This window comes from Stenotrophomonas sp. ATs4, from assembly GCF_051861585.1.
GTDB classification, from domain to species: Bacteria; Pseudomonadota; Gammaproteobacteria; order Xanthomonadales; family Xanthomonadaceae; genus Stenotrophomonas; species Stenotrophomonas maltophilia_AS.
This window is the reverse complement of sequence record NZ_JBLYPK010000001.1, coordinates 352,272-376,430: the sequence shown is the minus strand read 5'-3', so window position 1 is coordinate 376,430 and position 24,159 is coordinate 352,272. Positions and strand designations below refer to the sequence as shown.

Genomic DNA, 24,159 nt, shown 5'->3' with positions numbered 1-24,159 from the left:
GGGACAGGCTGTCGATGAGGAGACTCCAATGTGCAAGACGGGATGGAGCCGGCGAGCCGGCGCGATGATGGTGCTGCTGCTAGCGTTCCTGCTGCTGCCTGGGCTGGCCTGTGCCAAAGGTCCGGCGGGCACCGTGCTGGTGCTCGGCGACAGTCTCAGCGCTGCCCACAATATCCCTGCCGACGCCGGCTGGGTCAGCCTGCTGCAGCAGCGGGTCAGGCAGCAGTCGAAAACACCGGCACGCATCGTCAATGCCAGCATGAGCGGGGAGACCACCGCCGGTGCGCTGACCCGGCTGCCAGGCCTGCTGGCCAAGGAGAAGCCGACCGTGGTGGTGATCGCGCTGGGCGGCAACGACGCGCTGCGTGGACTGACCCCGGCGCAGGTGCAGGGCAATCTGGAAAAAATGGTGCAGGCCAGCCAGAAGGCCGGTGCCAAGGTGCTGCTGCTGGGCATCGACGTGCCGCCCAACTACGGGCCGGCCTACCGGCAGCGCCTGGCGGCGGCCTACAAGGCGCTGGCCACGCAGTACAAGGTGCCGCTGCTGCCGTTCCTGTTGGAGGGCGTGGCCCTGCAGCCGGGCATGATGCAGGCTGACGGCCTGCACCCGACCGCGCAGGCGCAGCCGAAGGTGCTGGACAACGTCTGGCCACTGCTGCGACCCCTGCTCTGAACGATTTACATCCCTCTTGACGGAACTTCACATCGCGTCCACCGTCGATCCGGCATGTTTCACAAAGCTGAAGTTAGAGGGAATCACATGCGTCAGACGAAGGAGACCTCCGGCTTGGTGCTGGTGGTCGAAGACAACCGCAACATCTCCGAGATGATCGGGGAATACCTGGAAGGTCGCGGCTTCGAAGTCGACTATGCACAGGACGGCCTGGATGGCTACCGCCTTGCGGCGGAGAACAGCTATGACGTCGTGGTGCTCGACTTGATGTTGCCGCGCCTGGATGGCATCGAAGTGTGCCGTCGCCTGCGCAACGATGCGCGCAAGTCCACCCCGGTGCTGATGCTCACGGCACGCGACACGCTGGATGACAAGCTCACCGGCCTCGGTTTTGGTGCCGATGACTATCTGACCAAGCCGTTCGCGATCCAGGAGCTGGAAGCACGCCTGCGTGCGCTGATCCGTCGCGAACGTCGCCAGGTCGGTTCGGAAGTGCTCAAGGTCGCCGACCTGGTGCTCGATCCGGTCAGCATGCGGGCTACGCGTGCCGGCACCGAGCTGCAGCTGTCGCCGATCGGCCTGCGCCTGCTGACCATCCTGATGCGCGAATCGCCGCGCGTGGTCACCCGCCAGGAGATCGAGCGCGAGATCTGGGGCAATGGGCTGCCGGATTCGGACACCCTGCGCAGCCATCTGTACAACCTGCGCAAGATCATCGACAAGCCGTTCGACCGCCCGCTGCTGCACACCGTTCAGAGCGCCGGTTACCGTATTGCCGATATCGCCCAGCCGATGGCCTGAGCAGGGCCACCACAGGTGCAGGAACAGGCGTGGCCGGACTATGGCCACGCACCCGGGCAGGTGATGACCGGTCGGCAGCGCCGCCGGTCAGCCCCCGTCCACGACTACGGCGCGGTGCGCTGCCTATAATCGCAGCGCTCTGACCGGGACCCCGCAATGCCGCACGGCCTGCCGCGCAAGATCCGTATCGCTTTCATCCTGCAGGCAGTGCTGGCCAGCCTGGGCATCCTGCTCGGTGCCTGGCTGGTATCACTGGTGATCAAGCACAGCCTGGTCGGCGCGGCCCTGCGCGAAGAAGCGGCGTACTTCTGGACCCTGCACGAGGCCTCGCCGGTGCAGCCGCCGCCCAACACCCAGAACATCCGTGGCTACCTGCTGGAAAGCGGGCAGTCGGCGTTGTCGCTGCCGGCCAACCTGCGCAACCTGGAGCCGGGCTTCCACGAGCTGCGCGGGGACGACCAGCTGGTGCTGGTCGATGTGCGCCCGGCCGGTCGCCTGTACCTGGTGTTCCTGCGCTCGCGCGCGGAGATGCTGGCGTTCTGGTTCGGCATCGTGCCGGTGCTGCTGACCCTGCTGGCGGTGTACGGCGCCAGCTGGGTGACCTATCGGGCCTCCAAGCGGCTGGTGTCGCCGGTGAACTGGCTGGCACGCCGCGTCTCGCGCTGGGACCCGGGCCACCCGGAGGCGGCCGATCTGGAGCCGAACAAGCTGCCGGCGGACATGCAGGGCGAGACCCGCCAGCTGGCCGCGGCACTGCATTCGCTGGCCAACCGGGTCAGCGCGCACGTGGCTCGCGAGCGCAACTTCACCCGCGACGCCAGCCACGAACTGCGCACGCCGCTGACCGTGATCCGGGTGGCCAGCGACATGGCACTGGGCGATGACAGTCTGGAGCCGCGCCTGCGCCGCAGCCTGCAGCGCATCCAGCGTGCTGGCCGTGACATGGAAGCGGTGATCGATGCGTTCCTGATCCTGGCCCGCGAGGCCGATGTCGAGCCGCAGATCGAGCTGTTCGACGTCAACGACATCGTCCGCTATGAAGTGGACAACGCCAACGAGCTGCTGGGTACGCGCCCGGTGTCGGTGCACCTGCACAGCGACGGCCCGGTGCAGCTGCATGCGCCGCCGCGGGTGCTGCAGGTGGTGGTCAGCAATCTGGTGCGCAACGCCTGCAGCTACACCGACGAAGGGCGCATCGACGTGCATGTGTACAACGACCGGGTGGTGGTGCGCGACACCGGCATCGGCATGTCGGCAGAGGCGCTGTCGCGGGCCTTTGAGCCGTTCTACCGCGCCGAGCCCAGCCGCCCGCAGGGCACCGGCCTGGGCCTGTCGATCGTGCGCCGGTTGTGTGACCGCTTCGGCTGGAAGGTCAGCCTGGCCAGCGAGCCGGGCAAGGGCACCGAAGCCACGGTGGTGTTCCGGTAGATGGCTTTTGCCGGGCTGCGCCCGGCACCCGCCGAGGCAACATCAACATCAAAAGCGGGCATTCCGTGGAATGGCGGGGCGGTGTGGGTTTGCAGGACACGCCGTAAACCCCCCTCCGGGGTCCGGCCCAGCCGCTGGCGGCTGTGCGTTCGGGCGCTTGCGAAGCAGTGCTTCGCAAGCAAAGCGCCCTCACCCATGGGGGCTCGATGGCGCCATCCATGGCGCCAACGGTCCTGCAAACCCACACCGCCCCGCCTTCGACAGTTTCCCGCGATCCGCAGTAGATCCACGCCATGCGTGGATGGGGTTGCGGTAGCGCCGGGCTCAGTTGCAGTTGACCTTCGGCGCCAGCGCCTTGGTCCAGATCGCGTAACCGGCCGGGGTCATGTGCAGCATGTCTTCGCGGAACAGCGTCGCGTCCGGCTGGCCATCGGCGCCGAGCATCGGCGTATAGACGTCGGTGAAACCGGTGTTGGGCAGCTTGGCCAGCGCGGTCTTGATCAGCGTGTTGGCCTCGTTGATCGCTGGCAACAGATGCGCCCGCGACGGGCTCGGCTTGATCGACAGGTATTCCACCTTGGTTTTCGGCAGATCTCGGTGCACGCGCTGAACGAAAGCGACCACATCGTCACGCACCTGCACGGCACTACGGCCACTGTGGAGGTCGTTGTCACCGGCGTAGAAGAACACCTTGCACGGCGCATACGGCACCACGATGCGGTCGGCGTACCAGGTGCTGTCGCGTACTTCCGAGCCGCCGAAGCCACGGTTGAACACCGGTTGGCCCGGGAAGTCGGCCGCCAGGCTCTGCCACATGCGGATCGAGGAACTGCCGATGAACTCGATGCCGCCCCGTGGCGGAGGGCTGGCCTGGTCGGCGCTGGCGAAGCGGGCCATGTCGCCGGCCCAGGCGACGTTGGAGACCTGTTCGGGCACCTGCGGCGGCTTGGCAGGGCTCAGGGCCTGTGCCAGCGGTGCGGCGGTCAGCAGGCCCAGCGTCAACAGGCAGGTACGGCGACGGGACATCAGGCGCTCCAGCAGGGAAGGGGGCATCCATCATAGGAGCTGGGGCAGGCCCGGGCTTGCCCCAGGCAGGCCATTCGCCAGGGCCGCCCGGCGTACGGCTGGCGGCCTTGTGGCAAAATGGCGGCATCTGCCTATCCCTGTGCACCCATGATTCCCTGCCGTGCGTCTGAGCGGTCGCTGCGCCGCGCCCCTGTTGCTGGATGTTCCACCCGTGGCTGATCAGTTCGGCCACATGCCCCGCGGCCCGCGCCGCATCTTCCAGGCCGCCCGCTGGTCCTGGCAGGGTCTGCGCGCCGCCTGGCTGCACGAGTCCTCGTTCCGGCTGGAGGTCTACCTGCTGGTGCTGCTGGCCCCGCTCGCGGTCTGGCTGGGCCAGACACCGGTCGAACGCGCGCTGCTGATCGGCTCGATGCTGCTGGTGCTGGCGATGGAACTGGCCAACTCGGCCATCGAGGCGGTGATCGAGCGCTATGGCAGCGAGATCCATGAGCTGGCCGGCCGTGCCAAGGACATGGGCTCGGCGGCGGTGTTCGTGTTGATGATGAACGTGCTGCTGTGCTGGGGCCTGGTACTGGTGCCGCGGTTGTTCCCGGCCAACGCCGGCTGATCCTTCTTCCTCCCCCTTGTTGAAGACTTCCCATGTCCCTTGAGTTTCTTGCCGATCCGAATGTCTGGTTGACCCTGTTCACGCTGAGCGCGCTGGAAATCGTGCTCGGCATCGACAACCTGGTGTTCATCTCCATCGCCGTCAGCAAGCTGCCCGAGCACCGCCGCCCGTTCGCGCGTCGGCTCGGCATCGCGGTGGCCTGCATCACCCGTATCGGCCTGCTGGTATCGCTGGCGTACCTGGCGCACATGCAGGCGAACCTGTTCACCGTGGCCGGCATGGGCATTTCCATCCGCGACCTGGTGCTGATCGTCGGTGGCCTGTTCCTGATCATCAAGGGTTGGATGGAGATCAAGGAAATGATCACCGGTGGCGAGGATGAAGACCCGACCACCACCAAGACCTCGGCGGTGTTCGGCTATGTGATCGCGCAGATCGCAATCATCGACATCGTGTTCTCACTGGACTCGGTGATCACCGCAGTCGGCATCGCCGATCACGTGCCGGTGATGGTCGCCGCGATCCTGCTGTCGGTGGCGGTGATGCTGCTGGCCGCCAACCCGCTGGGCCGCTTCATCGACGCCAACCCCACCGTGAAGATGCTGGCCCTGGCCTTCATCCTGCTGATCGGTGCGGTGCTGATCCTGGATGGCCTGGACGTGCACGTGCCCAAGCCGTACATCTACGCTGCGATGGGTTTCTCGGTGCTGGTGGAATGGCTGAACCTGCTGATGCGCCGCCGCGCACGCGAGCACCACGTGCCGGGTGCCGGCGACTGGTAAGCGCGTCACCCCGAACCCCCGGCCCTGCCGGGGGTTCTTCGTTTCGGGGCCACTGCGCTCGCCGGGCATGGCCCGGCGCTACCGTGCGGGGGGCCGCTGTCCCGCCGGGCATGGCCCGGCGCTACCGTGCGGGGGGCCGCTGCGCCCGCCGGGCATGGCCCGGCGCTCCCGTTCGTGGCGTGGTCTGGTAGCGCCGGGCCATGCCCGGCGGGGCGGTTCCCGCCAACTGTGAATTGAGATCAACAGTGTTTTCCCGGGGCGAGGCTTAATCCTGGCCGGCAAAGCGCGCAGGCTACGCGCTCTTTTCCAGAACCTGCCCCATGCAGGATGACCCCATGAACGCCAGAGCCGCCTTGTTGGCCCTTGCCGTCGGCGCCTTCGCCATCGGCACCACCGAATTCGCCCCGATGGGCCTGCTGCCGGTCATCGCCGACGGCGTTGGCGTGGGCATTCCCACCGCCGGAATGCTGATCACCGCCTACGCCGTCGGCGTGATGCTGGGGGCACCGGTGATGACCCTGCTGATGGGCCGCTTCGGCAAGCGCACCGCGCTGATGCTGCTGATGTCGATCTTCGTCGTCGGCAATCTGTTGTCCGCGCTGGCCCCGAACTACGGCCTGCTGTTGCTGTCGCGTCTGGTCACCAGCCTCAATCACGGTGCGTTCTTCGGCATCGGTGCGGTGGTCGCCGCCAGCCTGGTACCGAAGGAAAAGCAGGCCGCCGCCGTGGCGACCATGTTCATGGGCCTGACCATCGCCAATATCGGTGGCGTGCCGCTGGCCACCTGGGTCGGCCAGCAGCTGGGTTGGCGCCTGTCCTTCGCCGGCACCGCGGTGCTGGGCGTGGTCGCCATCATCGCGTTGGCGATGGCGTTGCCCGCGTCCGCTCCGGGGCCGCGCCCGGACGTGCGCCGTGAACTGAAGGCGATCCTGCAGCCGCAGGTGCTGCTGGCGATGGCCACCACCGTGCTTGGTGCGGGCGCGATGTTCACCCTCTACACCTACGTGGCGCCGGTGCTGACCGAACTGACCGGTGCCTCCAATGCGTTCATCGCGATGTCGCTGGCCCTGATCGGCATCGGTTTCACTTTTGGCAACGGCATCGGCGGGCGCATGGCCGACTGGTCGCTCGATGGCGCCACCCGCATCCTGCTGGCGGTGCTGGCCGCACTGATGTTCGTGCTGCCGCTGGCCTTCATGCATCAGGCCACCGCGGCGCTGGGCGTGCTGTTGTTCGGCGCGGCGACCTTCGCCATCGTGCCGCCGCTGCAGATCCGGGTGATGCAGGCGGCAAGCGAGGCGCCGGGGCTGGCGTCGTCGATCAACGTGGGTGCATTCAACCTGGGCAATGCGGTGGGTGCGGCGCTGGGTGGTGCGGTGATCAGTTCGGGGCTGGGTTACGCGGCGATTCCGGTGGCCGGTGGCCTGTTGGCGGCCGCGGGGTTGCTGCTGGCGTGGTTGGGGCGTCCTCGCACTGCGGTGGCTGAGGTTTGCTGAGGGGGAGGGTTTCCGGCAGGGCTTGCAGCCCTGCACCCGCTAAAGGCGAGGGCAACCGCCGAAGCAACAGCAACCGCAACAGCCGGCGCTGGTTTTCTGAGGGTTGGGCGGGGCGGTGTGGGTTGGCAGGACACGCCGTGAACCCATCCATGGGGGCTCGATGGCGCCCTCCATGGCGCCAACGGTCCTGCCAACCCACACCGCCCCACCTCCGACAGATTGCCGCGATCGGTCGGAACGGCGTTCTGCTTTGGTAGGTGTCGACCTTGGTCGACACGAATGCCTGAAGAACCGGCTTTTGATTTTGATTTTTCTTTTGATCTTCCCGCGGTGCGCAGGAAATTGTCTGTGGCCGGGAGGTTGGGTTGGCTGGGGGCGTGAGCCGCATGGATGCGGCGATCGAGCTTACATGGATGTACTTGCAGCGCCCCCCAGCCAACCCAACCTCCCGGCCGACCCCGATAACGCTTCCTCGCCAACCACCGCGGAGGGGGCGGCGCCCGATGGCCGGTCTTTCACCCGAACCATGGCATGCTCGGCGCCAAGCCCACCCGGAACCTCCGCCATGCGCCTGTTCACCCGTGTCCTGCCCTTGATGCTGCTGGCCTCACTGCTCTCAGGCTGTGGCTACAACGCCATCCAGCAGAAGGATGAAGCGGTCAAGGCCAGCTGGTCCGAAGTGCTCAACCAGTACAAGCGCCGCGCCGATCTGGTGCCCAACCTGGTGCAGACCGTGAAGGGCTTCGCCAGCCAGGAAGAGCGCGTGCTGACCGAAGTCACCAACGCGCGCTCGCGCGTCGGCCAGATCAACGTCAACGCCGACGACGAAGCCTCGCTCAAGCAGTTCCAGCAGGCCCAGGGCGAACTCGGCAGCGCGCTGTCACGCCTGCTGGTGGTGACCGAGAACTATCCGGTGCTCAAGTCCGACCAGAACTTCCGCGATCTGCAGGCGCAGCTCGAAGGCACCGAAAACCGCATCACCGTCGCCCGCGGCCGCTACATCCAGCAGGTGCAGGACTACAACACCTACATCCGTTCGTTCCCGCAGCTGATCACCGCAAAGATCTTCGGCTATCAGCCCAAGCCCAATTTCAGCGTGGAAAACGAAGCACAGATCTCCAACGCGCCGGCGGTTGATTTCGGCACCGCGCCGCAGCAGCAGCCGGCACCGCAGCCGGGCCACTGACCGATGCGCCTGGCCACTGCGTTGCTGGCCCTGCTGCTGTGGCTGCCGCTGGCGTCGCAGGCGCAGCAGCTGGCGCCGATTCCAGCGCTGGATTCGCCGGTGGTCGATACCACTGGCACGCTGGATGCCGCGCAGCAGCAGGCGCTGGTGCAGCAGGCGCTGGACCTGCAGCAGCGCAAGGGCAGCCAGCTGCAGGTGCTGGTGGTGCCCAGCACCCAGCCGGAAGACATCGCGCAGTACACCACGCGGGTCTTCGACCAGTGGCAGATCGGCCGCAAGGGTGTGGATGACGGCGTATTGCTGGTGGTGGCCAAGGACGACCGCCGCGTGCGCATCGAGCCGGGCTACGGCCTGGAGGGCGCGATTCCCGATGCCATCGCCAACCGGGTCATCCAGGAGTATCTGGTGCCACGCTTCCGCGCCAATGACTATGCCGGTGGCATCACCGACGCCACGGCGGTGCTGGTGAAGATCATCGACGGCGAACCGCTGCCGGCGCCGGTCAGCGGCCAGCGTGGCCGCGAGCCCGACGGCGGTGGCGATGCCTGGTTCCTGGCGCTGTTCATCGGCGTGTTCGCCGGCAGCATCCTGCGCGGGGTGTTCTCGCGCGTGCCGCGACCGTTGCGTGGCCTGCTCGGCGGTGCGGGTGCGGCGCTGGCGGCCTTCCTGTTCACCTCCACCCTGCTGGCCAGTGGCCTGGCGGGCATCGTGGGCCTGATCGTGGCCATGCTCTCCGGCCACCCTGGGCGCTTTGCCGGCGGCGGTGGCTGGGGCGGCGGCAGCTGGGGCGGGGGAGGCGGCTTCGGTGGAGGCGGTGGATTCGGTGGCGGTGGCGGCTGGGGGGGCGGCGGTGGCCGCTCCGGCGGCGGCGGTGCTTCGGGGGGCTGGTGATGATCCAACGTCTGTGTCGCCACGTATTTTCACCGTCGGTGCGGCGCGCATTCCCGCCGGCCACGCTGCAGGCGATCACCGAGGCCATCGCTGACGGTGAGCGGCGCCATGGTGGACAGGTGATGTTCGCGGTCGAAGCCGACCTGCCGCTGGACGCGCTGTGGCACAAAGTGACCCCACGTCAGGCCGCCGAGCATGCCTTCGCGCGCCTGCGTACCTGGGACACGGCCCACAACAACGGCGTGCTGATCTACCTGCTGCTGGCTGACCACGCCATCGAGATCGTCGCCGACCGGGGCCTGCACGGCCGGGTCAGCCCGGCGCAGTGGCAGCGGGTCTGTACCCACCTGCGCGAGGGCCTGCGCGGTGCCGACCCGGTGGGGGCCCTGCGCGATGCGATCGACGAGGTTTCGAGCCTGGTGGAAGGGCACTTTCCAGCCTCGACGCGGTCGAACGATGACGCGTTGCCGAACTCGCCGCAGATCCTTGGTTGAGCCGGGGCGGCACTGGCCCGAGAATAGACGTTCAACCGCAAGGCACCTTCCATGATCTATTTCCACGACATCGACCCCATCGCCCTCTCGCTGGGGCCGATCAAGGTGCACTGGTACGGCATCATGTACCTGCTCGGCTTCACTGCGGCCTGGCTGCTGGGCCGCAAGCGCATTGCCGATGGGCGCCTGCCGGGCGTCGATGCCAACGGCTTCTCCGACCTGCTGTTCTACGCCATGCTCGGCGTGGTGCTGGGCGGGCGCATCGGCTACATGCTGTTCTACGCGCTGGGCGATTTCCTGCACAACCCGCTGCTGCTGTTCAAAGTGTGGGATGGCGGCATGAGTTTCCACGGCGGCCTGCTGGGCGTGATTGCCGCCTGCTGGTGGTGGTCGCGCAAGCACAAGCTGCATTTCTTCGACACCATGGACTTCATGGCGCCGCTGGTGCCGCTGGGCCTGGGCTTCGGGCGCATCGGCAACTTCATCGGTGCCGAGCTGTGGGGCAAGTACACCGACGGCAGCTGGGGCGTGGTGTTCCCGTCCGGCCTGCCGGCACCGCTGAACCAGCTGGACCACGCGACGCTGCAGGCGCAGTTCGCCAGCGGCGCGTTGAACCAGTTCGCACGCCATCCCTCGCAGCTGTATGAAGCGCTGCTGGAAGGCCTGGTGATGTTCATCGTGCTGTGGGCCGTGTCGGCCAAGCCGCGTCACCGCTATCTGGTGGGTGGCCTGTTCGCGCTGATGTACGGCCTGTTCCGCTTCGCGGTGGAGTTCGTGCGCATGCCCGACAACGGCGTCTACGTAGCCTTCGACTGGCTGACGCGCGGCCAGATCCTCAGCCTGCCGCTGATCGCCTTCGGCCTGGTGCTGCTGGTGATGTCGCGCCGCGCGCCGGTGCTGCAGCCGCAGCTGCCGGTGGCTGTCGAGGGCAAGGCATGAAGGCTTACCTGGACCTGCTCTCGCACGTGCTTGAGCACGGCGCGGAGAAGAGCGACCGAACCGGCACCGGCACCCGCAGCGTGTTCGGCTGGCAGATGCGTTTCAACCTGGCCGAAGGCTTCCCGCTGGTCACCACCAAGAAACTGCACCTGCGCTCGATCATCCATGAGCTGCTGTGGTTCCTGAAGGGCGACACCAACATCGGTTACCTGAAGGACAACCAGGTACGCATCTGGGACGAGTGGGCCGACGACAACGGCGACCTCGGCCCGGTGTACGGCAAGCAGTGGCGCAGCTGGGCCACCGCCGATGGCCGCGAGATCGACCAGATGCAGTGGCTGGTGGACGAGATCAAGCGCAACCCCGATTCACGGCGGCTGGTGGTCAGTGCCTGGAACGTGGGCGAGCTCTCGCAGATGGCGCTGATGCCGTGCCACAACCTGTTCCAGTTCTACGTGGTGGACGGCAAGCTCAGCTGCCAGCTCTACCAGCGCAGCGGCGACATCTTCCTCGGCGTGCCGTTCAACATCGCCAGCTACGCGCTGCTGACCCACATGGTGGCGCAGGCCACCGGCCTGGGCGTGGGTGATTTCGTGCATACGCTGGGCGACGCGCACCTGTATTCGAACCACTTCGAGCAGGCGCGCGAGCAGCTGTCGCGTGAGCCGCGCGCGCTGCCGACGCTGTGGTTGAACCCGCAGGTGACCGATCTGTTCGGTTTCCAGTTCGACGACATCCGCATCGATGGCTACGATCCGCATCCGGCGATCAAGGCGCCGGTGGCGGTGTGAGCGCGATGAAACTGTCGATGATCGTGGCGCTGGACCGCAACCGGGGTATCGGCCAGGGCAATGCCATGCCCTGGCACCTGCCGGATGATTTCAAGCACTTCAAGGCACTCACCCTGGGCAAGCCGATCCTGATGGGGCGCAAGACGGCCGAGTCGATCGGCCGCGTGCTGCCAGGACGGACCAACCTGGTGCTGACCCGCAGCGGCCAGGTGCCGTTCGAAGGCATGCGCGCGGTGGCGTCGCTGGACGAGGCGAAGGCGATTGCCGAAGGCGAGGGTGCCAGCGAGCTGTGCATCATCGGTGGCGGCGAGATCTTCCGTCAGCTGCTGGACCAGGCCAGCGATCTGTACCTGACCTGGGTGGATGCCGAAGTGCCCGCCGATACCCATTTCCCCGAAGTGGACGTGCAGGACTGGCGGGAAGTGAGCAGCGAGCCGCACCCGGCCGACGAACGCCACGCCTACGCGTTCCGCTTCGTGCATTACGTGCGCCGCTGAAGATGGTTTCCTGTAGAGCCGAGCCATGCTCGGCTGCTGTTGCCGGACACATCCCGTAGCCGAGCATGGCTCGGCTCTACAGGATTGCCTACGGCATCCGGTAATGCCCGATGATCGTGTGCCGGAACAGCAGGTTCTCTTCCCGCGTGCCACGCGCGATGTTGTGCAGCACCAGCGGCGTGCCGTCGGCCAGGTGGCGGTCGGAGACGATGCCTACATGCAGCAGGCCGTTGCCGTTGAGCTTCCAGGCGACGATGTCGCCGGCCGCGTAGTCGGCGGCGAGGGCCGTGATCGGTTGCTGCCAACCCTGCCGTTGGAACCAGCGCATCAGGTTCGGTACGCGACGATGATCGATGTTGCGATCCGGCCGTGACAGGCCCCAGATCGTGGGATAGGCGTTGAAGTTGCCGCGCATGTCTTCGTGCACGCGGGCCTGCAGGTCCAGCCCCTGGCTGCGCAGGGCGCGCACCACCACGTCGGTGCACACACCGCGATCAACCGGGACGTCTCCGCCGGGATAGGCCAGCACCTGATAGGCAGGGTCATAGCGGGTGGTGACGCCGATCTGTGCGCGTGCCGCGGCCACCAGTGGCGGCGAAGGCGCCTGCGGTTGCGATGGCGTGTGGCCGGCGTTTCCGCCGCCGGTGGGGGCAGGGGCCGAAGTGGGCTGGCAGCCGCTGGCCAGGGCCAGCGTCAGCAGCAGCACCGTCCATGGTGCCCAGCGGCGCCGCGTCATGCCTGCGGCGGGGGACTGTTGTTGTTGGGAGCGCCGGAACCACCGCCGCCGCCTCGACGGCGACGACGACGCGGGCCACGATTGCCCGGGTTGGCAGCGGGGGCACTGCCGCCGCCCTGTTCCTTGCCCTGCGCCGGTGCAGCCGGGCGCTCGTGCGCCGCTCGTGCGGGCGGGCGGGCGTTGGGCACGGGGGCGGGCACATCGCGGCCCGGCACCTGCACTACACGCAGCTCATCGGTATCGAGCTGGATCGCGGTGAGCTTGCCGCCCCACACCGCACCGGTGTCGATGGCGTGCACGCCCTGGGTGATGGTCAGGCCGAGCGCCGACCAGTGGCCGCAGACGACCTTGAGGTCGCGCTCGACCCGGCCCGGCACTTCGAACCAGGGGTACAAGCCCTGTTCCTGCGTGCCCGGCGTGCCCTTGTCCTCGATGCCGATGCGCCCGCGCGGGGTGCAGTAGCGCATGCGGGTGAGCACATTGATGATCGCGCGCGAGCGGTCGTAGCCGGACAGGTTCGGTGCCCAGCTCGGCTTGTCGCCGTACATGTTGCGGAACAGCTTGCGGTAGCCGGCGCCATGCAACTGCACCTCGACTTCAGCGGCATGCCGCTCGGCCATCTGCGTGGTCCACTTCGGCGCCAGGCCGGCATGCACCATCATCCAGCCCAGCTCGCGGTCCACGTGCACCAGCTTCTGCAGGCGCAGCCAGTCCAGCAGTTCGTCGCGGTCCTCGGCCTGCACGATGCGCAGCAGGTCCGGGTTGACCTTGCGCTGTTCCTCTTCGGTGCGCGCACCGACAGCCAGCAGCGAAAGATCATGGTTGCCCAGCACCACCACGCTGTGTTCGCGCAGCGAGTGCACCAGCCGCAGCGTTTCCAGCGACTGGCCGCCGCGGTTGACCAGATCGCCGCAGAACCACAGGGTGTCCTGCGCCGGGTCGAAGCGGATCTTCTCCAGCAATCGCCGGGTGACGTCATAGCAGCCCTGCAGGTCGCCGATCGCCCACACACTCATCGTTCGGCCTCCGTGTCAGTGCAGGGTGCGCGGAATGGCCAGCACGAAAGGTGCGACCGCCGCAGCGAATTCGGTGCCATCGTCGGCAACCATGTCGTAGTGCCCCTGCATGGTCCCGTGATCGGTCCCCAGCATGACACCTGAGGTGTAACGGAAGTCTTCACCGGGGCGCAGGCGCGGCTGTTCGCCGATCACGCCATCGCCATCGACGTGCTCGACACGGCCATTGGCATCGGTGATGCGCCAATGGCGTGCGATCAGGCGCGCGGCGACCTGCCCCTGGTTGTGGATGCGGATCGTGTAGGCGAACGCATAGCGACCGTCTTCCGGCGCGGATTGATCGTCGAGGAAGCGCGGTGCGACTTCGACGGAGATGGCGTAAACGTCAGCGTCTTCCATACCGGCAGTGTAATCAGGAGGCATTGGCCAAAGCGATGAATTCGGCCACGTCCAGCTGTTCGGCACGGGCATCGGGACGCACGCCGGCGGCAGCGAACTGCTCGGCGGACACCACGTTGTTCAGGGCGTTGCGCAGGGTCTTGCGGCGCTGGCCGAAGGCGGCCCTGACCACTTCGGCAAAGCGCTTGTGATCGCGGATGTTGATCGTGGCCGGGTCGCGCGGGACCAGCCGCACCACCGCCGAATCGACCTTCGGCGGCGGCCGGAACGCACCCGGCGGCACCACGAACAGGGAGGTCACCTCGCAGTACGCCTGCAGCATCACGCTGAGACGGCCAAACACCTTGCTGCCGGGACCGGCCGCCATGCGGTCAACCACTTCCTTCTGCAGCATGAAGTGCATGTCGCGGATCACTGCGGCATGTTCCAGCGCATGGAACAGGATCGGCGAGGAGATGTTGTAAGGCAGGTTGCCGACCAGGCGGATCGGCTGGCCGTCGGCCAGTTCGGTGAAGTCCACGCGCAGCACGTCACGGTGGACGATGGTCAGCTCGCCCAGCGGCTCGGCTGCCGCGGTCAGCGGCGCGATCAGGTCGCGGTCGAATTCGATCACCGTCAGCTTCGGGTGCACGCGCAGCAGCGGCAGGGTGATCGCACCCTGGCCGGGGCCGATTTCGACCAGACGGTCACCGTCTTTCGGGTTGACCGCCATCACGATCTTGTCGATGTAGTGGCGGTCGGCCAGGAAATGCTGGCCAAGCTGCTTCTTGGCTGGTGCGGTGAACACCGGGCCGGAGGGGGAATGCGGGGAATTCATGCGCTCAGTGTACGTTGCCGCGCAAGCTGCGCACACAGTGCTGTTGCCGCCTGCAGGCTGGAGGGATCGGCGATGCCGCGGCCGGCAAGGTCCAGCGCGGTGCCATGGTCCACCGCCACGCGCGGGTAGGGCAGGCCCAGGGTCAGGTTCACCGCCTGCTCGAAGCCGGAATACTTCAGCACCGGCAGGCCCTGGTCGTGGTACATCGCCAGCACGGTGTCGAACCCGGTCAGTTTGGCCGGCAGGAAGGCGGTGTCGGCCGGCAGCGGCCCGATCAGGTCCATGCCCTCTGCGCGCAGGCGCTGCAGCAGGGGAATGACCAGGTCCAGTTCCTCGCGGCCCAGATGGCCGTCTTCGCCGGCGTGCGGGTTCAGGCCCAGCACGGCGATGCGAGGCGCAGCCAGGCCGAATTCGCGGCGCAGCGCCGCATGAACCGTGCGCAGGGTGTGTTCCAGACCGGGGGCGGTGATCGCATCGGCCACTTCGCGCAGCGGCAGGTGGGTGGTGGCCAGCGCCACACGCACGATGTGATTGGCCAGCATCATCACTACCTTCACCCCAGCCTGGTCGGCCAGCAGTTCGGTGGTGCCGCTGTAGGCGATGCCGCCTTCGTTGATGACGGCCTTGTGCACCGGGCCGGTGACCACGCCGTGCAGTTCGCCTGACAGGCAGGCCTGGCCAGCACCAAGCAGGGCGCCGATGACCGCACCGGCATTGGCCGGGTCGGCCTGGCCGAAGTGGCTGGGCACGGTATTGGCCACAACGCGCAGGCGCAGGTCGCCGGGGACGCGTGCTTCGGCGTCCTCGGGCAGTAGTTGCAACGGCAGGTTCAGCGCGGCAGCAGCCGCGCGCAGGGTATCCGGGTCGGCAAACGCCAGCAGCCGGCAATCTTCACGCGGCTGCTGGGCGAGGCGGACACACAGCTCCGGGCCGATCCCGGCAGGCTCGCCCGGTACCAGAGCGAGCTCGGGGCGCATCGGTCAGGACTGCGGCGGTGTCGCGGTGTTTTCCGCGCGGTCGCCGCTGCGGAAGCTGACGTAGGCTTCGCCACGCAGTTCCTGCAGGAAGCGGTTGTACTCGTCTTCCAGCTTGCGGCGGCCGATGGTCTCGCGGACCTGGGCACGCTGGTTGTCGCTGGTCACATCGGTCTGGCGGGTGGCCACGCGCTGCACGATGTGCCAGCCCGCATCGGTGCGGAACGGCTGGCTGATGCCGCCATCCTGCACGCCTTCCACCTGCTGGCCGAAAGCCGGACCGAACGCATCGGCCGGGAACCAGCCCAGATCACCGCCCTGGCCCTTGGTGTTGTTGTCCTCGGAGGACTCCTTGGCCACGGTCTCGAAGTCGGTGCCACCGGCGATGCGGGCACGCAGGGTATCAATCTTGGCCTTGGCGGCGGCGTCGGTCTGGTGGTCGTCCACGCGCACCAGGATGTGGCGGCCGTGGTACTCGGTGACCGTGTGTTCACCCGCACCGGCGGCGCTGGCATCGCGCACTTCCACCAGCTTCAGCAGCTGGAAGCCGCTGGGGCCACGGATCGGGCCGACCACTTCACCGGCCTTCATCTTTGCCATCGTCTGCGCGAATGCGGCCGGGATTTCATCCAGGCTGCGCCAGCCCAGGTCGCCGCCTTCCAGCGCGTTGGGGCTGTCCGAATAGCGCACCGCTGCCGCGTTGAAGTCCAGCTCACCCTTGTCCAGCAGGGCCTTCACGCCGTCGGCCTTCTTCTGGCCGGTGGCAATCTGATCGGCATTGGCGCCGTCGGGCACTGCGATCAGGATGTGGGCCAGGTGGTACTGGTTGCCGGCCGTGGCCTGCTGCTTCAGCGCGGCATCGACTTCACCCTCGCTGACGCTGATGCGACTCTGCGCGAAGCTCTGGCGCAGGCGCTGGACGGTGATCTCGTCACGCACCGAAGCGCGGAAATCGTTGAAATCGATGCCGTCGTGGGCCAGGCGCTGGCGCAGCGCGTCCAGGTTCGAACCGTTCTGCTGGGCGATGGCATTCATCGCCTGGTTCAGTTCCTGGTCGCTGACCCGGATGCCGCTGCCCTGGGCGCGGGCTACCTGCAGCTTGACCAGCACCAGGCGCTCAAGCACCTGACGGCTGAGCACGTCTTCCGGCGGCAGCTGGTTTTCACGGCCGACGTACTGCGCCTTGATGTTGGCGATCGCACGCTGGAGCTCGCTCTGCAGGATCACGTCCTCATCGACGACGGCGGCGATGCGGTCAAGCGGCTGCGCCTCCTGGGCAAGCACCTGCAGGGGGGCGGACACGCTGGACACCGCCAGCAGCGAGGCGAGAAGAACGGGGAAGCGCTTGGTCATGGGATCAGATTCGGATCGTAGTCATCGCGGGTCACTCCGGTGTTGCTGGGCGGCACGAGATAGAGGTCGTCGCGGTTGTAGCCGAGGATAGCACGGCGCAGAGTGCGGTCCGTGTCCTGGCCGATGGAGCTCAAGCCCTTGAGCACGAACTCGAGCTGGATGGAGTTGTTCATGTCGCCTTCGCGGTTGCGCACGTAGCGGCGGGCCACCGCGCGCACAGCCAGGCAGCAGCTGTCCCACTGGACGCCGGCGATGATTTCCAGCGGTTCCTTGTCCTGCAGCGAGTAGTAATAACGGCCCACCAGGCTCCAGCGTGCATTCAGTGGGTACAGGAACGACAGGTCGGCCTGCTCCAGCAGGGTCCGGTCATGCTTGTTCGCGGTTGCCGGGGCGCCTGCGTTGATGCGGTAGCGATAGCTCAGGTTGACCACGCCATCGTTGGGCATCAGGTAGCGGGCGCGGACGCTGGCCAGATCCTCGCGCTTGTACTTCGGGTCCCACTGGTAAGTGGCGCCCAGCGTCCAGCGGTCGTTGATCATGTAGTTGCCGTCGGCGATCCAGGCCGACTTGCCCTTTTCCACCGGTGCCCCGCCGGGCGTGGTGCTGACCCGCGATTCATCGAAGTACTGGATCTGGCCGATTGCGGCCGAAAAGCGTTCCTTGCCGGTGGTCTGGTCGATGAAGCGGGTGCCCAGTGCCAGAGTCAGCTGGTTGGCATCGTTCTGGCGGTCGGCGCCGGTATAGCGCGAATCGCGGAACAGCTGGCCCCAGCTGAAGGTGAAGTCGCGGGTATCGAAGATCGGCAGCTCGTCCTGGTTGCGGTAGGGCGTGCGCAGGTAGAACAGGCGCGGCTCCAGGGTCTGCAGGAATGACTTGCCACCGATCGACGTCTCGCGATCGAAGAACAGGCCGGCATCAAGGCTGCCGATCGGCAGGCTGCGGCTGGGCGAAGTATTGCCGCGCAGCTGTTCCGGGGTTGCCGTGGCCGGGTCGATGCCCTGCGAACGCAGGATCTGGCCACGGATGCCGTTGACGCCGTCGACCAGGCCGCGGTCCAGCTGGTAGGCCGTATAGCGGTAGGCCAGGGTCGGGGTGATGTACCAGGCTGCGCCACTGATCGGGAACGACACGTAGGGCTTCACGTCCAGGCGTGAACCACCACTGATGCCCAGACCGGATGTCTGCTGGATGCCGTTCCGCGTGTACTGCAGATCCGGCCCCCTGTCCGTTCCGTACTTGAAGTTGACGTCGTCGTGGGTGAAACGCACCGCCTCGGTGTAGACGCCGGTCTCCAACCACGGCAGTACCGGCTTGTTCCAGTTGAAGAACAGGCGCGGTTCGCGGTTGTAGGGCAGGGCGCGCTCGTCGAGCGTGTAGTCGGTCAGCTGCCAGCGGTCGGCCATGATCCCGGCCGTCCAGTTCTGGCCGGTGCCGTACAGGCCGATGGTGCTCTGCAGATTGGAGGCGGTCACGCCCACCAGGCGGTTGGCGAAGTCCTCGACATAGCGCTCGTCGCTCACCCAGGCCAGGTTGGCACGGGCCTGCCAATGGGTGTTCACGTTGTGATAGCCGTCGAACATCACCCGGCCGCGGTCGCGGTCGCGCAGCTTGTCGTTGGGCATGTAGCTGGTCAGCACCTCGCCACGGCCGCCGTTGTAGAGGTAGCGGAACTCGTTGTCGAGCAGCAGGCCGCGCCGGCTCATGTAGCGTGGGGTCAGGGTGTCGTCGTAGTTCGGCGCCAGATTGAAGTAGATCGGCTGCGCGTAGTCGACACCGTTGCGGCCGGACATGCCCAGCTGCGGGAACAGCAGGCCGGTCTTGCGGCGGTCATCGATCGGGAACTTGAAGTACGGCGCCCACAGCACCGGCACCTTGCCGATGCGCAGCACGGCGTTGCGGGCCGTGCCGAAGCCTTCGTCGTTGTCCACTTCGATCTGCGGCGCCGACAGCTTCCACACCGGCTGCGACGGGTCGCAGGTCGTATAGGTGGAGCGGTGCATCTGGCCGACCGCGCCCTGCAGGTCGACCGATTCGGCATCGCCGTTGCCGCGGCGCGACACCAGCTGGTACTTGATGTCGGAGATCTTGTGGGTGTCGCTTTCCTGGTTGCCCTCGGCACGCTTGGCGATCATCCGGATCGAGCCGTCCTGGTAGCGGACATTGCCGTCGGCGATGTAGTTGCCGGTCTCGGTATCGAAGCTGAGCTTGTCGGTGCCCACGAACTGGTCGCCCCGGCGCAGCGCCACGTTGCCTTCGTACTGCGGCACGGTGGTGGTGCCCAGCAGTTGGTCGCCCTCGATGTCGGTCGGCTGCTGCGCGCGCGCGGCGCTGGCAGCGGCCTTGTCCTGCGCCGGGACCGGGGTGGGGGCGTCGGTGAACGCGGGAATGACGTCGGTAGCCGGGCACAGGCCCCAGTTGAGCGGCTTGTCATCGGCCATCGCCGGCAGGCAGATGGCGATGCTCAGGGGCAGGGGAAGCAGGCGGAGGGCTCGGCGCACGCGGTTCGGATTCGGGCGAAAACGGACGGTAGCTTGCCCCATCCCTTGCATAGGGGCAATGAAGGGCGCCGGATCCTGCCGGTTCGGGTTCATCCGGCGGCGGTACCGGCAGCCGGTGACATCAGGGCCTGGACATGGGCCACACTGCACTCGGCCAGGGCCTGCAGGTCGTAGCCGCCCTCCAGCATCGAGACCACCCGGCCGGCCGCGTGGCGGCGTGCCAGCGCGTGCAGTTCACGGGTGATCCAGGCGAAATCGTCGGTCTCCAGCATCAGGTCGGCCTGCGGGTCGCGCAGGTGGGCGTCGAAGCCGGCCGAGATCAGCAGCAGCTGCGGACGGAAGTCGTCGATGGCCGGCAGCATCTCGTCGGCCCAGACGTTGCGGAAGCGGAAACCGCCACTGCCCGGTGGCAGCAGGATGTTCATCAGGTTGCCGGCACCACGGTCGCGGCGCAGGCCGGAATTGGGGAACAGCCCGGCCTGGTGGGTACTGTAGTAAGAGACACGGGCGTCGTGCTGGAAAATGTCCTGGGTGCCGTTGCCGTGGTGGACGTCGAAGTCGACCACCGCGACCCGTTCCAGTCCATGACGGTCGCGCGCGTAGGCCGCGGCGATGGCGATGTTGTTGAGCAGGCAGAAGCCCATCGCCGTGCTGCTGGTGGCGTGGTGGCCGGGTGGGCGCACCGCGCAGAACGCCAGGGGATCCTCGCCCAGCATCACCGCATCGACCGCAGCCACGCCGGCGCCGGCTGCATGCACGGCGGCGCTGGCCGAGCCTGGTGAGGTCCAGGTGTCCATGTCCAGCTGGCGCAGCGGCGCGGTCTGCGGCTGCAGCACGAAGTCGAGCAGTGCGCTGTCGTGGACCCGGCTCAGTTCGCCGAACTTGGCCGGCGGCGCCTCGCGCCAGTCGAGCTGGCCCGGGAAGGCCGCATGCAGTGCGTCGAGTACGTACTGCAGGCGCTGCGGGCACTCGGGATGGCCGGGGCCGGGGTCATGCAGCAGGCAGGAAGGATGGGTGTAGACCAGCATCGTGCCGACTCAGCGCTGGCGCTGCTGTGGCTGCCACAGCGCTTCGCCCTGGCCATCGGCGCGTGCCAGCACCCGGGACAGCACGAACAGCAGATCGGACAACCGGTTGAGATACTGCAGCGCCTCGCTGCGCACCGCCTCGTGGCGGGCCAGGGTGACCGTCTCGCGCTCGGCGCGGCGGACGATGGTACGCGCCAGGTGGCAGCGTGCGGCGGCCTCGCCGCCGGCCGGCAGGATGAACTCCTTCAGCATCGGCAGACCGGCGTTGTAGTGGTCCAGCTGCTGCTCCAGCGCAGAGACATCGGCGGCGTGGATCGCGGCATGGCCTGGGATGCACAGCTCCGCGCCGAGGTCGAACAGCTGGTGCTGCAGGTGCACGACCAGCGCGCGCACGTCCTCGGGCAACGGGGCGGCCAACAACAGGCCGAGCGCGGCATTGGCCTCGTCGACCGTGCCGTAGGAGGCGACGCGTGCGTCATCCTTGGCCACGCGCTGGCCGTCACCGAGGCCGGTGCTGCCGTCGTCGCCGGTGCGGGTGTAGATGCGCGAGAGGCGATGACCCATGGCGCGGCTCAGTGGCGGATGTCGCGGCGGGCCTGCTGCAGCTTCAGCACCTGCTCCACGGCCAATTGCAGGGCGGCGGCCAGCGCCACGTAGATCGCGGTGGTGCGCAGGTACGGCCCGAACCACTGCGCGTAGTTCTGCGCCCAGCCGGCCAGGGTGGGCTCGGCCACGTTGCGGGTGGTCCAGTAGAAGCCGCCCTGCGCCAGCAGGTGGCAGACCGCCACCGAGGCGACCAGCAGCAGCGCGCCCTTGGCCAGCACCGACCAGCGCGCACTCTGGTAGTTGCGGCCCAGCAGCATGCCGCCCGCCCACAGCGAGAAGTACGCCGGCAGCAGCAGCCAGTAGCCCGGTGACACACAGTAGTGCTGCCAGAAGTCCAAACCACTGCTGCGGATCACGATCCAGTCGACCAGCACAGCGAACACCATCAACAGCGGGAACGCCCAGCGTGTCCAGCGGGCCAGGTAGAAGCCACCGATGAAGAACACGGCCCAGGAGGCATCAGGGATCGCCGCGAAGTGGTTGACGCGGGTCGCCGCCAGCAGCAGTACGAGTACTGACAGGGCAAAGGCGCGGTTGGCGGTGTCGGACATGGCGGCGGGCCCGGAGCGGATTCAGGTTTCATTCTAGCCCGCCGCGCGGGTTGGCGCAGGCAGGGGGCTCGGGGCTTATCCGTCGGGGCGAGCGCGTATCATGAGCCCATGAGTGAACGACATGACGTACTGATCGTCGGTGGCGGCCTGGTCGGTGCCAGCCTGGCCATTGCCCTGGACCGCCTGGGCCGCGACGTGGGCCTGCTCGAGGCCAGTCCGGCCGGTGAACTGCCGGCGGTGTTCGATCAGCGCAACCTCAGTTTCGCTGCTGCCACCGTCAATGCGCTGACCGCGCTGGGGGTGATGCAGAAGCTGGCGATGGCGCCTGGGCCGATCCGTCGGATCCATGTCAGCCGTGCCGGTGATTTCGGCCGCGTGCAGCTGGATGCGGCCGATTACGACCGACCGTGGTTCGGCCAGGTGGTGGTCGCGCGCGATTTCGGCCAGGCGCTCGAAGCGCGCCTCCAGGAGCTGCCGCGGCTGCGCCGTTACCGGCCGATGCGGTTCCTGGGGCTGGGCGAGGTGGTCGATGGCTACCGTCAGGTGCGGGTGGCCGACGAGGCTGGTGAACATGTGCTGCTGGCGCGGCTGGTGGTCGGTGCCGACGGCACCACCAGCGGCGTGCGTGGCGCGCTGGGCATCGAGGTCGACCGCCATGATTTCCAGCAGACCCTGTTCGTGGCCCGCGTGCGCAGCCAACGCGCGCCGGACGGCACCGCCTGGGAACGCTTCACCGATACCGGCCCAACCGCGCTGCTGCCACGAGGTGACCGCCACTTCGGCACGGTGCATGGCGTAGCGCGTGACCAGGCCGATGCGGTGATGGCGCTGGACGATGCCGCCTGGCTGCAACGCCTGCAGAACGCGATCGGCTGGCGTGCCGGTCGCCTGCTCGAATCCGGCCCACGCAGTGCTTATCCGCTCATCCAGGTGCTGGCGCGCGCGCTGGCCGGTGAACGCACGGTGCTGCTGGGCAACGCCGCGCAGACCATCCATCCACTGGGTGCGCAGGGCTTCAACCTGGGCCTGCGCGATGCGCTGACCCTGGCCGAACTGCTGGAGGATGCGCAAGGTGATGCCGGCAGTGACGCACTGCTGCAGGCTTACGTCGCGCGCCGCGAGGAAGACCGCCGGCAGACGGTGGCCTTCTCCGGCGGCCTGGCGCGCCTGACCAGCAATCCGGCGCCGCTGATGCGGCCGTTGCGCAGTCTCGGCCTGGTGGCCGCACAACGCGCCTCGGTGCAGTCGATGCTGGTCGGTGGCGCGATGGGCTTCCGTGGTGACGTGCCGCGCCTGTGCCGTGGGGAGGCCGCATGAGCCGCCGCATGCGTCTGGACGTGGCCATCGTCGGTGGTGGCGTGGTCGGTGCGGCGTGTGCACTGGCGCTGGCCGATGCCGGCCTGTCGGTTGCGCTGGTCGAAGGCCGTGAACCCACCCCGTGGCAGGCCGCACAACCGGACCTGCGGGTGTTCGCTTTCGCCGCCGACAATGTGCAACTGCTGCAGCGCCTGGGCGTGTGGCCGGCGATCGCCCAGGCCCGCGCCTGGCCCTACCGGCGCATGCAGGTGTGGGATGCGGCTGGTGGCGAGGATCTGCTGTTCGACGCCGATCGCTTCGGTCGCCGCGAGCTGGGCTACATCGTCGAAAACGGCCTGCTGCAGGATCGCCTGTGGGCGGCGCTGCCGGCGGCGGGCGTGCAGCTGCACTGCCCGGCTCGGGTGGAAGCGCTGGAACAGGATGATGACGGCGTGCGCCTGCGCCTGGACGATGGCCGCCGCCTGGAAGCGGCGCTGGCGGTGGCCGCCGACGGTGCCGAGTCGACCCTGCGCCAGCTGGCCGGGATTGAAGTAGAGCGGCATGATTACCACCAGCGTGGCGTGGTGGCCTACGTGGACAGCGATCTTCCCAACCAGGCCACGGCCTGGCAGCGCTTCCTGCCGACCGGGCCGTTGGCGCTGCTGCCGGTGGCCGAGCGTCGCAGCTCCATCGTCTGGACCCTGCCCGAGGATGAAGCGGCTCGCGTGCTGGCCTTGGACGAAGATGCGTTCAACCGCGAACTGACCCGCGCCTTCGCGGCGCGCCTGGGTGATCTGCGGCTGGCATCACCGCGTGCAGCCTTCCCGCTGCGTCGCCAGCTGGCCCGTCACTACGTGGCCGGCCGTGTGCTGGCATTGGGTGATGCCGCGCATGTGGTGCATCCGCTGGCCGGGCAGGGCGTGAACCTGGGCTTGCGCGATGTCTCCGCGCTGCAGCAGTGGCTGGCGCCCTCGGCCGAACGTCGTGGCCAGCCGCGGCTGTCGCCGCAGCGCCTGCAGCGCTGGGCACGCGAGCGGCGCAGCGACAACCAGATCGCCGCCTACAGCTTCGATGCGATCAACCGCCTGTTCTCCAACGACGAAATGCACCTGACCCTGGCCCGCGGCCGTGCGCTGGGCTGTGTCGGCAAATGGCCGCCGCTGGTGCAGGCGTTCTGGAAGCGCGCCGCCGGGGTGTAAGCGGAATACAAACCGCACGACGTTGCGGGCATCACTGCCGAATTGCCCACCGCAGGATGCCGCTCTGGTAGGTGT

The 24,159-nt window shown here is 67.6% G+C and carries 25 protein-coding genes; 14 read left to right on the top strand and 11 right to left on the bottom strand.

Annotated elements, in window-relative coordinates; translation table 11 throughout:
* Nucleotides 1-28 precede the first annotated feature (28 nt).
* The 3 genes from ABR323_RS01915 (at nt 29) to ABR323_RS01905 (ending at nt 2,902) form a co-directional block, all read left to right on the top strand.
* The gene (locus tag ABR323_RS01915; RefSeq protein WP_439447989.1) at nt 29-673 is read left to right on the top strand and encodes an arylesterase; all 645 of its coding nucleotides are present in this window, start codon (nt 29-31) and stop codon (nt 671-673) included.
* An 87-nt stretch (nt 674-760) separates the two neighbouring features.
* The gene (locus tag ABR323_RS01910) at nt 761-1,474 is read left to right on the top strand and encodes a response regulator transcription factor (RefSeq protein WP_002811889.1); all 714 of its coding nucleotides are present in this window, start codon (nt 761-763) and stop codon (nt 1,472-1,474) included.
* Nucleotides 1,475-1,630: 156 nt separating this feature from the next.
* Nucleotides 1,631-2,902, top strand: a complete 1,272-nt coding sequence (locus ABR323_RS01905) for a sensor histidine kinase (protein WP_135272357.1) — start codon at nt 1,631-1,633, stop codon at nt 2,900-2,902.
* Nucleotides 2,903-3,226: 324 nt separating this feature from the next.
* Here the strand turns inward: ABR323_RS01905 and ABR323_RS01900 are convergent, their stop codons facing one another.
* Nucleotides 3,227-3,928 (bottom strand): SGNH/GDSL hydrolase family protein, encoded by a 702-nt coding sequence (locus tag ABR323_RS01900; RefSeq protein WP_439447988.1) that lies wholly within the window; start codon nt 3,926-3,928, stop codon nt 3,227-3,229.
* Nucleotides 3,929-4,139: 211 nt separating this feature from the next.
* Here ABR323_RS01900 and ABR323_RS01895 point away from each other — a divergent pair, with 211 nt between their 5' ends.
* From ABR323_RS01895 to ABR323_RS01855, 9 genes are all read left to right on the top strand, one after another.
* Nucleotides 4,140-4,535 (top strand): diacylglycerol kinase, encoded by a 396-nt coding sequence (locus tag ABR323_RS01895; RefSeq protein WP_135272359.1) that lies wholly within the window; start codon nt 4,140-4,142, stop codon nt 4,533-4,535.
* 32 nt (nt 4,536-4,567) lie between these two features.
* Nucleotides 4,568-5,317, top strand: coding sequence for a TerC family protein (locus ABR323_RS01890; protein ID WP_135272360.1), 750 nt, complete (start codon nt 4,568-4,570; stop codon nt 5,315-5,317).
* A 335-nt stretch (nt 5,318-5,652) separates the two neighbouring features.
* Entirely contained in the window at nt 5,653-6,813 is a 1,161-nt protein-coding gene (locus ABR323_RS01885; RefSeq protein ID WP_439447987.1) for an MFS transporter, read from the top strand.
* 565 nt (nt 6,814-7,378) lie between these two features.
* Complete coding sequence (locus tag ABR323_RS01880; protein WP_439447986.1) at nt 7,379-7,999, top strand: LemA family protein; 621 nt, start codon at nt 7,379-7,381, stop codon at nt 7,997-7,999.
* 3 nt (nt 8,000-8,002) lie between these two features.
* The gene (locus ABR323_RS01875; protein WP_439447985.1) at nt 8,003-8,890 is read left to right on the top strand and encodes a TPM domain-containing protein; all 888 of its coding nucleotides are present in this window, start codon (nt 8,003-8,005) and stop codon (nt 8,888-8,890) included.
* Nucleotides 8,890-9,384 carry a TPM domain-containing protein gene (locus ABR323_RS01870; protein ID WP_135272364.1) on the top strand — a complete coding sequence of 165 codons (495 nt, stop codon included), beginning with the start codon at nt 8,890-8,892 and terminating at the stop codon, nt 9,382-9,384. The genes ABR323_RS01875 and ABR323_RS01870 overlap by 1 nt, the downstream gene beginning before the upstream one ends.
* 51 nt (nt 9,385-9,435) lie before the next feature.
* Nucleotides 9,436-10,323, top strand: coding sequence for a prolipoprotein diacylglyceryl transferase (gene lgt / locus ABR323_RS01865; protein WP_439447984.1), 888 nt, complete (start codon nt 9,436-9,438; stop codon nt 10,321-10,323).
* Nucleotides 10,320-11,114, top strand: a complete 795-nt coding sequence (locus ABR323_RS01860; protein WP_135272366.1) for a thymidylate synthase — start codon at nt 10,320-10,322, stop codon at nt 11,112-11,114. Before lgt ends, ABR323_RS01860 begins: the two co-directional genes overlap by 4 nt.
* A gap of 5 nt (nt 11,115-11,119) precedes the next feature.
* Nucleotides 11,120-11,611 carry a dihydrofolate reductase gene (locus ABR323_RS01855; protein WP_439447983.1) on the top strand — a complete coding sequence of 164 codons (492 nt, stop codon included), beginning with the start codon at nt 11,120-11,122 and terminating at the stop codon, nt 11,609-11,611.
* A gap of 88 nt (nt 11,612-11,699) precedes the next feature.
* On the opposite strand, the gene ABR323_RS01850 is transcribed toward ABR323_RS01855, so the two are convergent.
* The 10 genes from ABR323_RS01850 to ABR323_RS01805 form a co-directional block, all read right to left on the bottom strand.
* Entirely contained in the window at nt 11,700-12,347 is a 648-nt protein-coding gene (locus tag ABR323_RS01850) for a DUF1287 domain-containing protein (RefSeq protein ID WP_439447982.1), read from the bottom strand.
* Nucleotides 12,344-13,363, bottom strand: a complete 1,020-nt coding sequence (locus ABR323_RS01845) for a symmetrical bis(5'-nucleosyl)-tetraphosphatase (protein WP_439447981.1) — start codon at nt 13,361-13,363, stop codon at nt 12,344-12,346. Before ABR323_RS01845 ends, ABR323_RS01850 begins: the two co-directional genes overlap by 4 nt.
* 15 nt (nt 13,364-13,378) lie before the next feature.
* Nucleotides 13,379-13,762, bottom strand: a complete 384-nt coding sequence (gene apaG / locus ABR323_RS01840; protein ID WP_032968744.1) for a Co2+/Mg2+ efflux protein ApaG — start codon at nt 13,760-13,762, stop codon at nt 13,379-13,381.
* Between the two features lie 13 nt (nt 13,763-13,775).
* Nucleotides 13,776-14,579, bottom strand: a complete 804-nt coding sequence (gene rsmA, locus ABR323_RS01835) for a 16S rRNA (adenine(1518)-N(6)/adenine(1519)-N(6))-dimethyltransferase RsmA (RefSeq protein ID WP_439447980.1) — start codon at nt 14,577-14,579, stop codon at nt 13,776-13,778.
* A complete protein-coding gene (gene pdxA, locus ABR323_RS01830) occupies nt 14,576-15,556 on the bottom strand; it encodes a 4-hydroxythreonine-4-phosphate dehydrogenase PdxA (RefSeq protein WP_439447979.1) in 981 nt (326 codons plus the stop codon). Before pdxA ends, rsmA begins: the two co-directional genes overlap by 4 nt.
* Before the next feature lie 3 nt (nt 15,557-15,559).
* Entirely contained in the window at nt 15,560-16,906 is a 1,347-nt protein-coding gene (locus ABR323_RS01825) for a peptidylprolyl isomerase (protein ID WP_439447978.1), read from the bottom strand.
* Nucleotides 16,903-19,404 carry an LPS-assembly protein LptD gene (lptD, locus tag ABR323_RS01820; RefSeq protein WP_439447977.1) on the bottom strand — a complete coding sequence of 834 codons (2,502 nt, stop codon included), beginning with the start codon at nt 19,402-19,404 and terminating at the stop codon, nt 16,903-16,905. Before lptD ends, ABR323_RS01825 begins: the two co-directional genes overlap by 4 nt.
* 89 nt (nt 19,405-19,493) lie before the next feature.
* Complete coding sequence (locus ABR323_RS01815) at nt 19,494-20,432, bottom strand: histone deacetylase family protein (protein WP_439447976.1); 939 nt, start codon at nt 20,430-20,432, stop codon at nt 19,494-19,496.
* A 9-nt stretch (nt 20,433-20,441) separates the two neighbouring features.
* Nucleotides 20,442-20,996: a cob(I)yrinic acid a,c-diamide adenosyltransferase gene (locus tag ABR323_RS01810; protein WP_135272375.1), complete on the bottom strand. Its 555-nt coding sequence runs from the start codon at nt 20,994-20,996 to the stop codon at nt 20,442-20,444.
* Nucleotides 20,997-21,004: 8 nt separating this feature from the next.
* Entirely contained in the window at nt 21,005-21,589 is a 585-nt protein-coding gene (locus ABR323_RS01805; protein WP_135272376.1) for a hypothetical protein, read from the bottom strand.
* A 108-nt stretch (nt 21,590-21,697) separates the two neighbouring features.
* Between ABR323_RS01805 and ubiH the strand changes: the two genes are divergently transcribed.
* Nucleotides 21,698-22,906 carry a 2-octaprenyl-6-methoxyphenyl hydroxylase gene (gene ubiH, locus ABR323_RS01800; RefSeq protein WP_439447975.1) on the top strand — a complete coding sequence of 403 codons (1,209 nt, stop codon included), beginning with the start codon at nt 21,698-21,700 and terminating at the stop codon, nt 22,904-22,906.
* Nucleotides 22,903-24,084 (top strand): UbiH/UbiF family hydroxylase, encoded by a 1,182-nt coding sequence (locus tag ABR323_RS01795; protein WP_439447974.1) that lies wholly within the window; start codon nt 22,903-22,905, stop codon nt 24,082-24,084. The genes ubiH and ABR323_RS01795 overlap by 4 nt, the downstream gene beginning before the upstream one ends.
* Nucleotides 24,085-24,159: the final 75 nt, after the last annotated feature.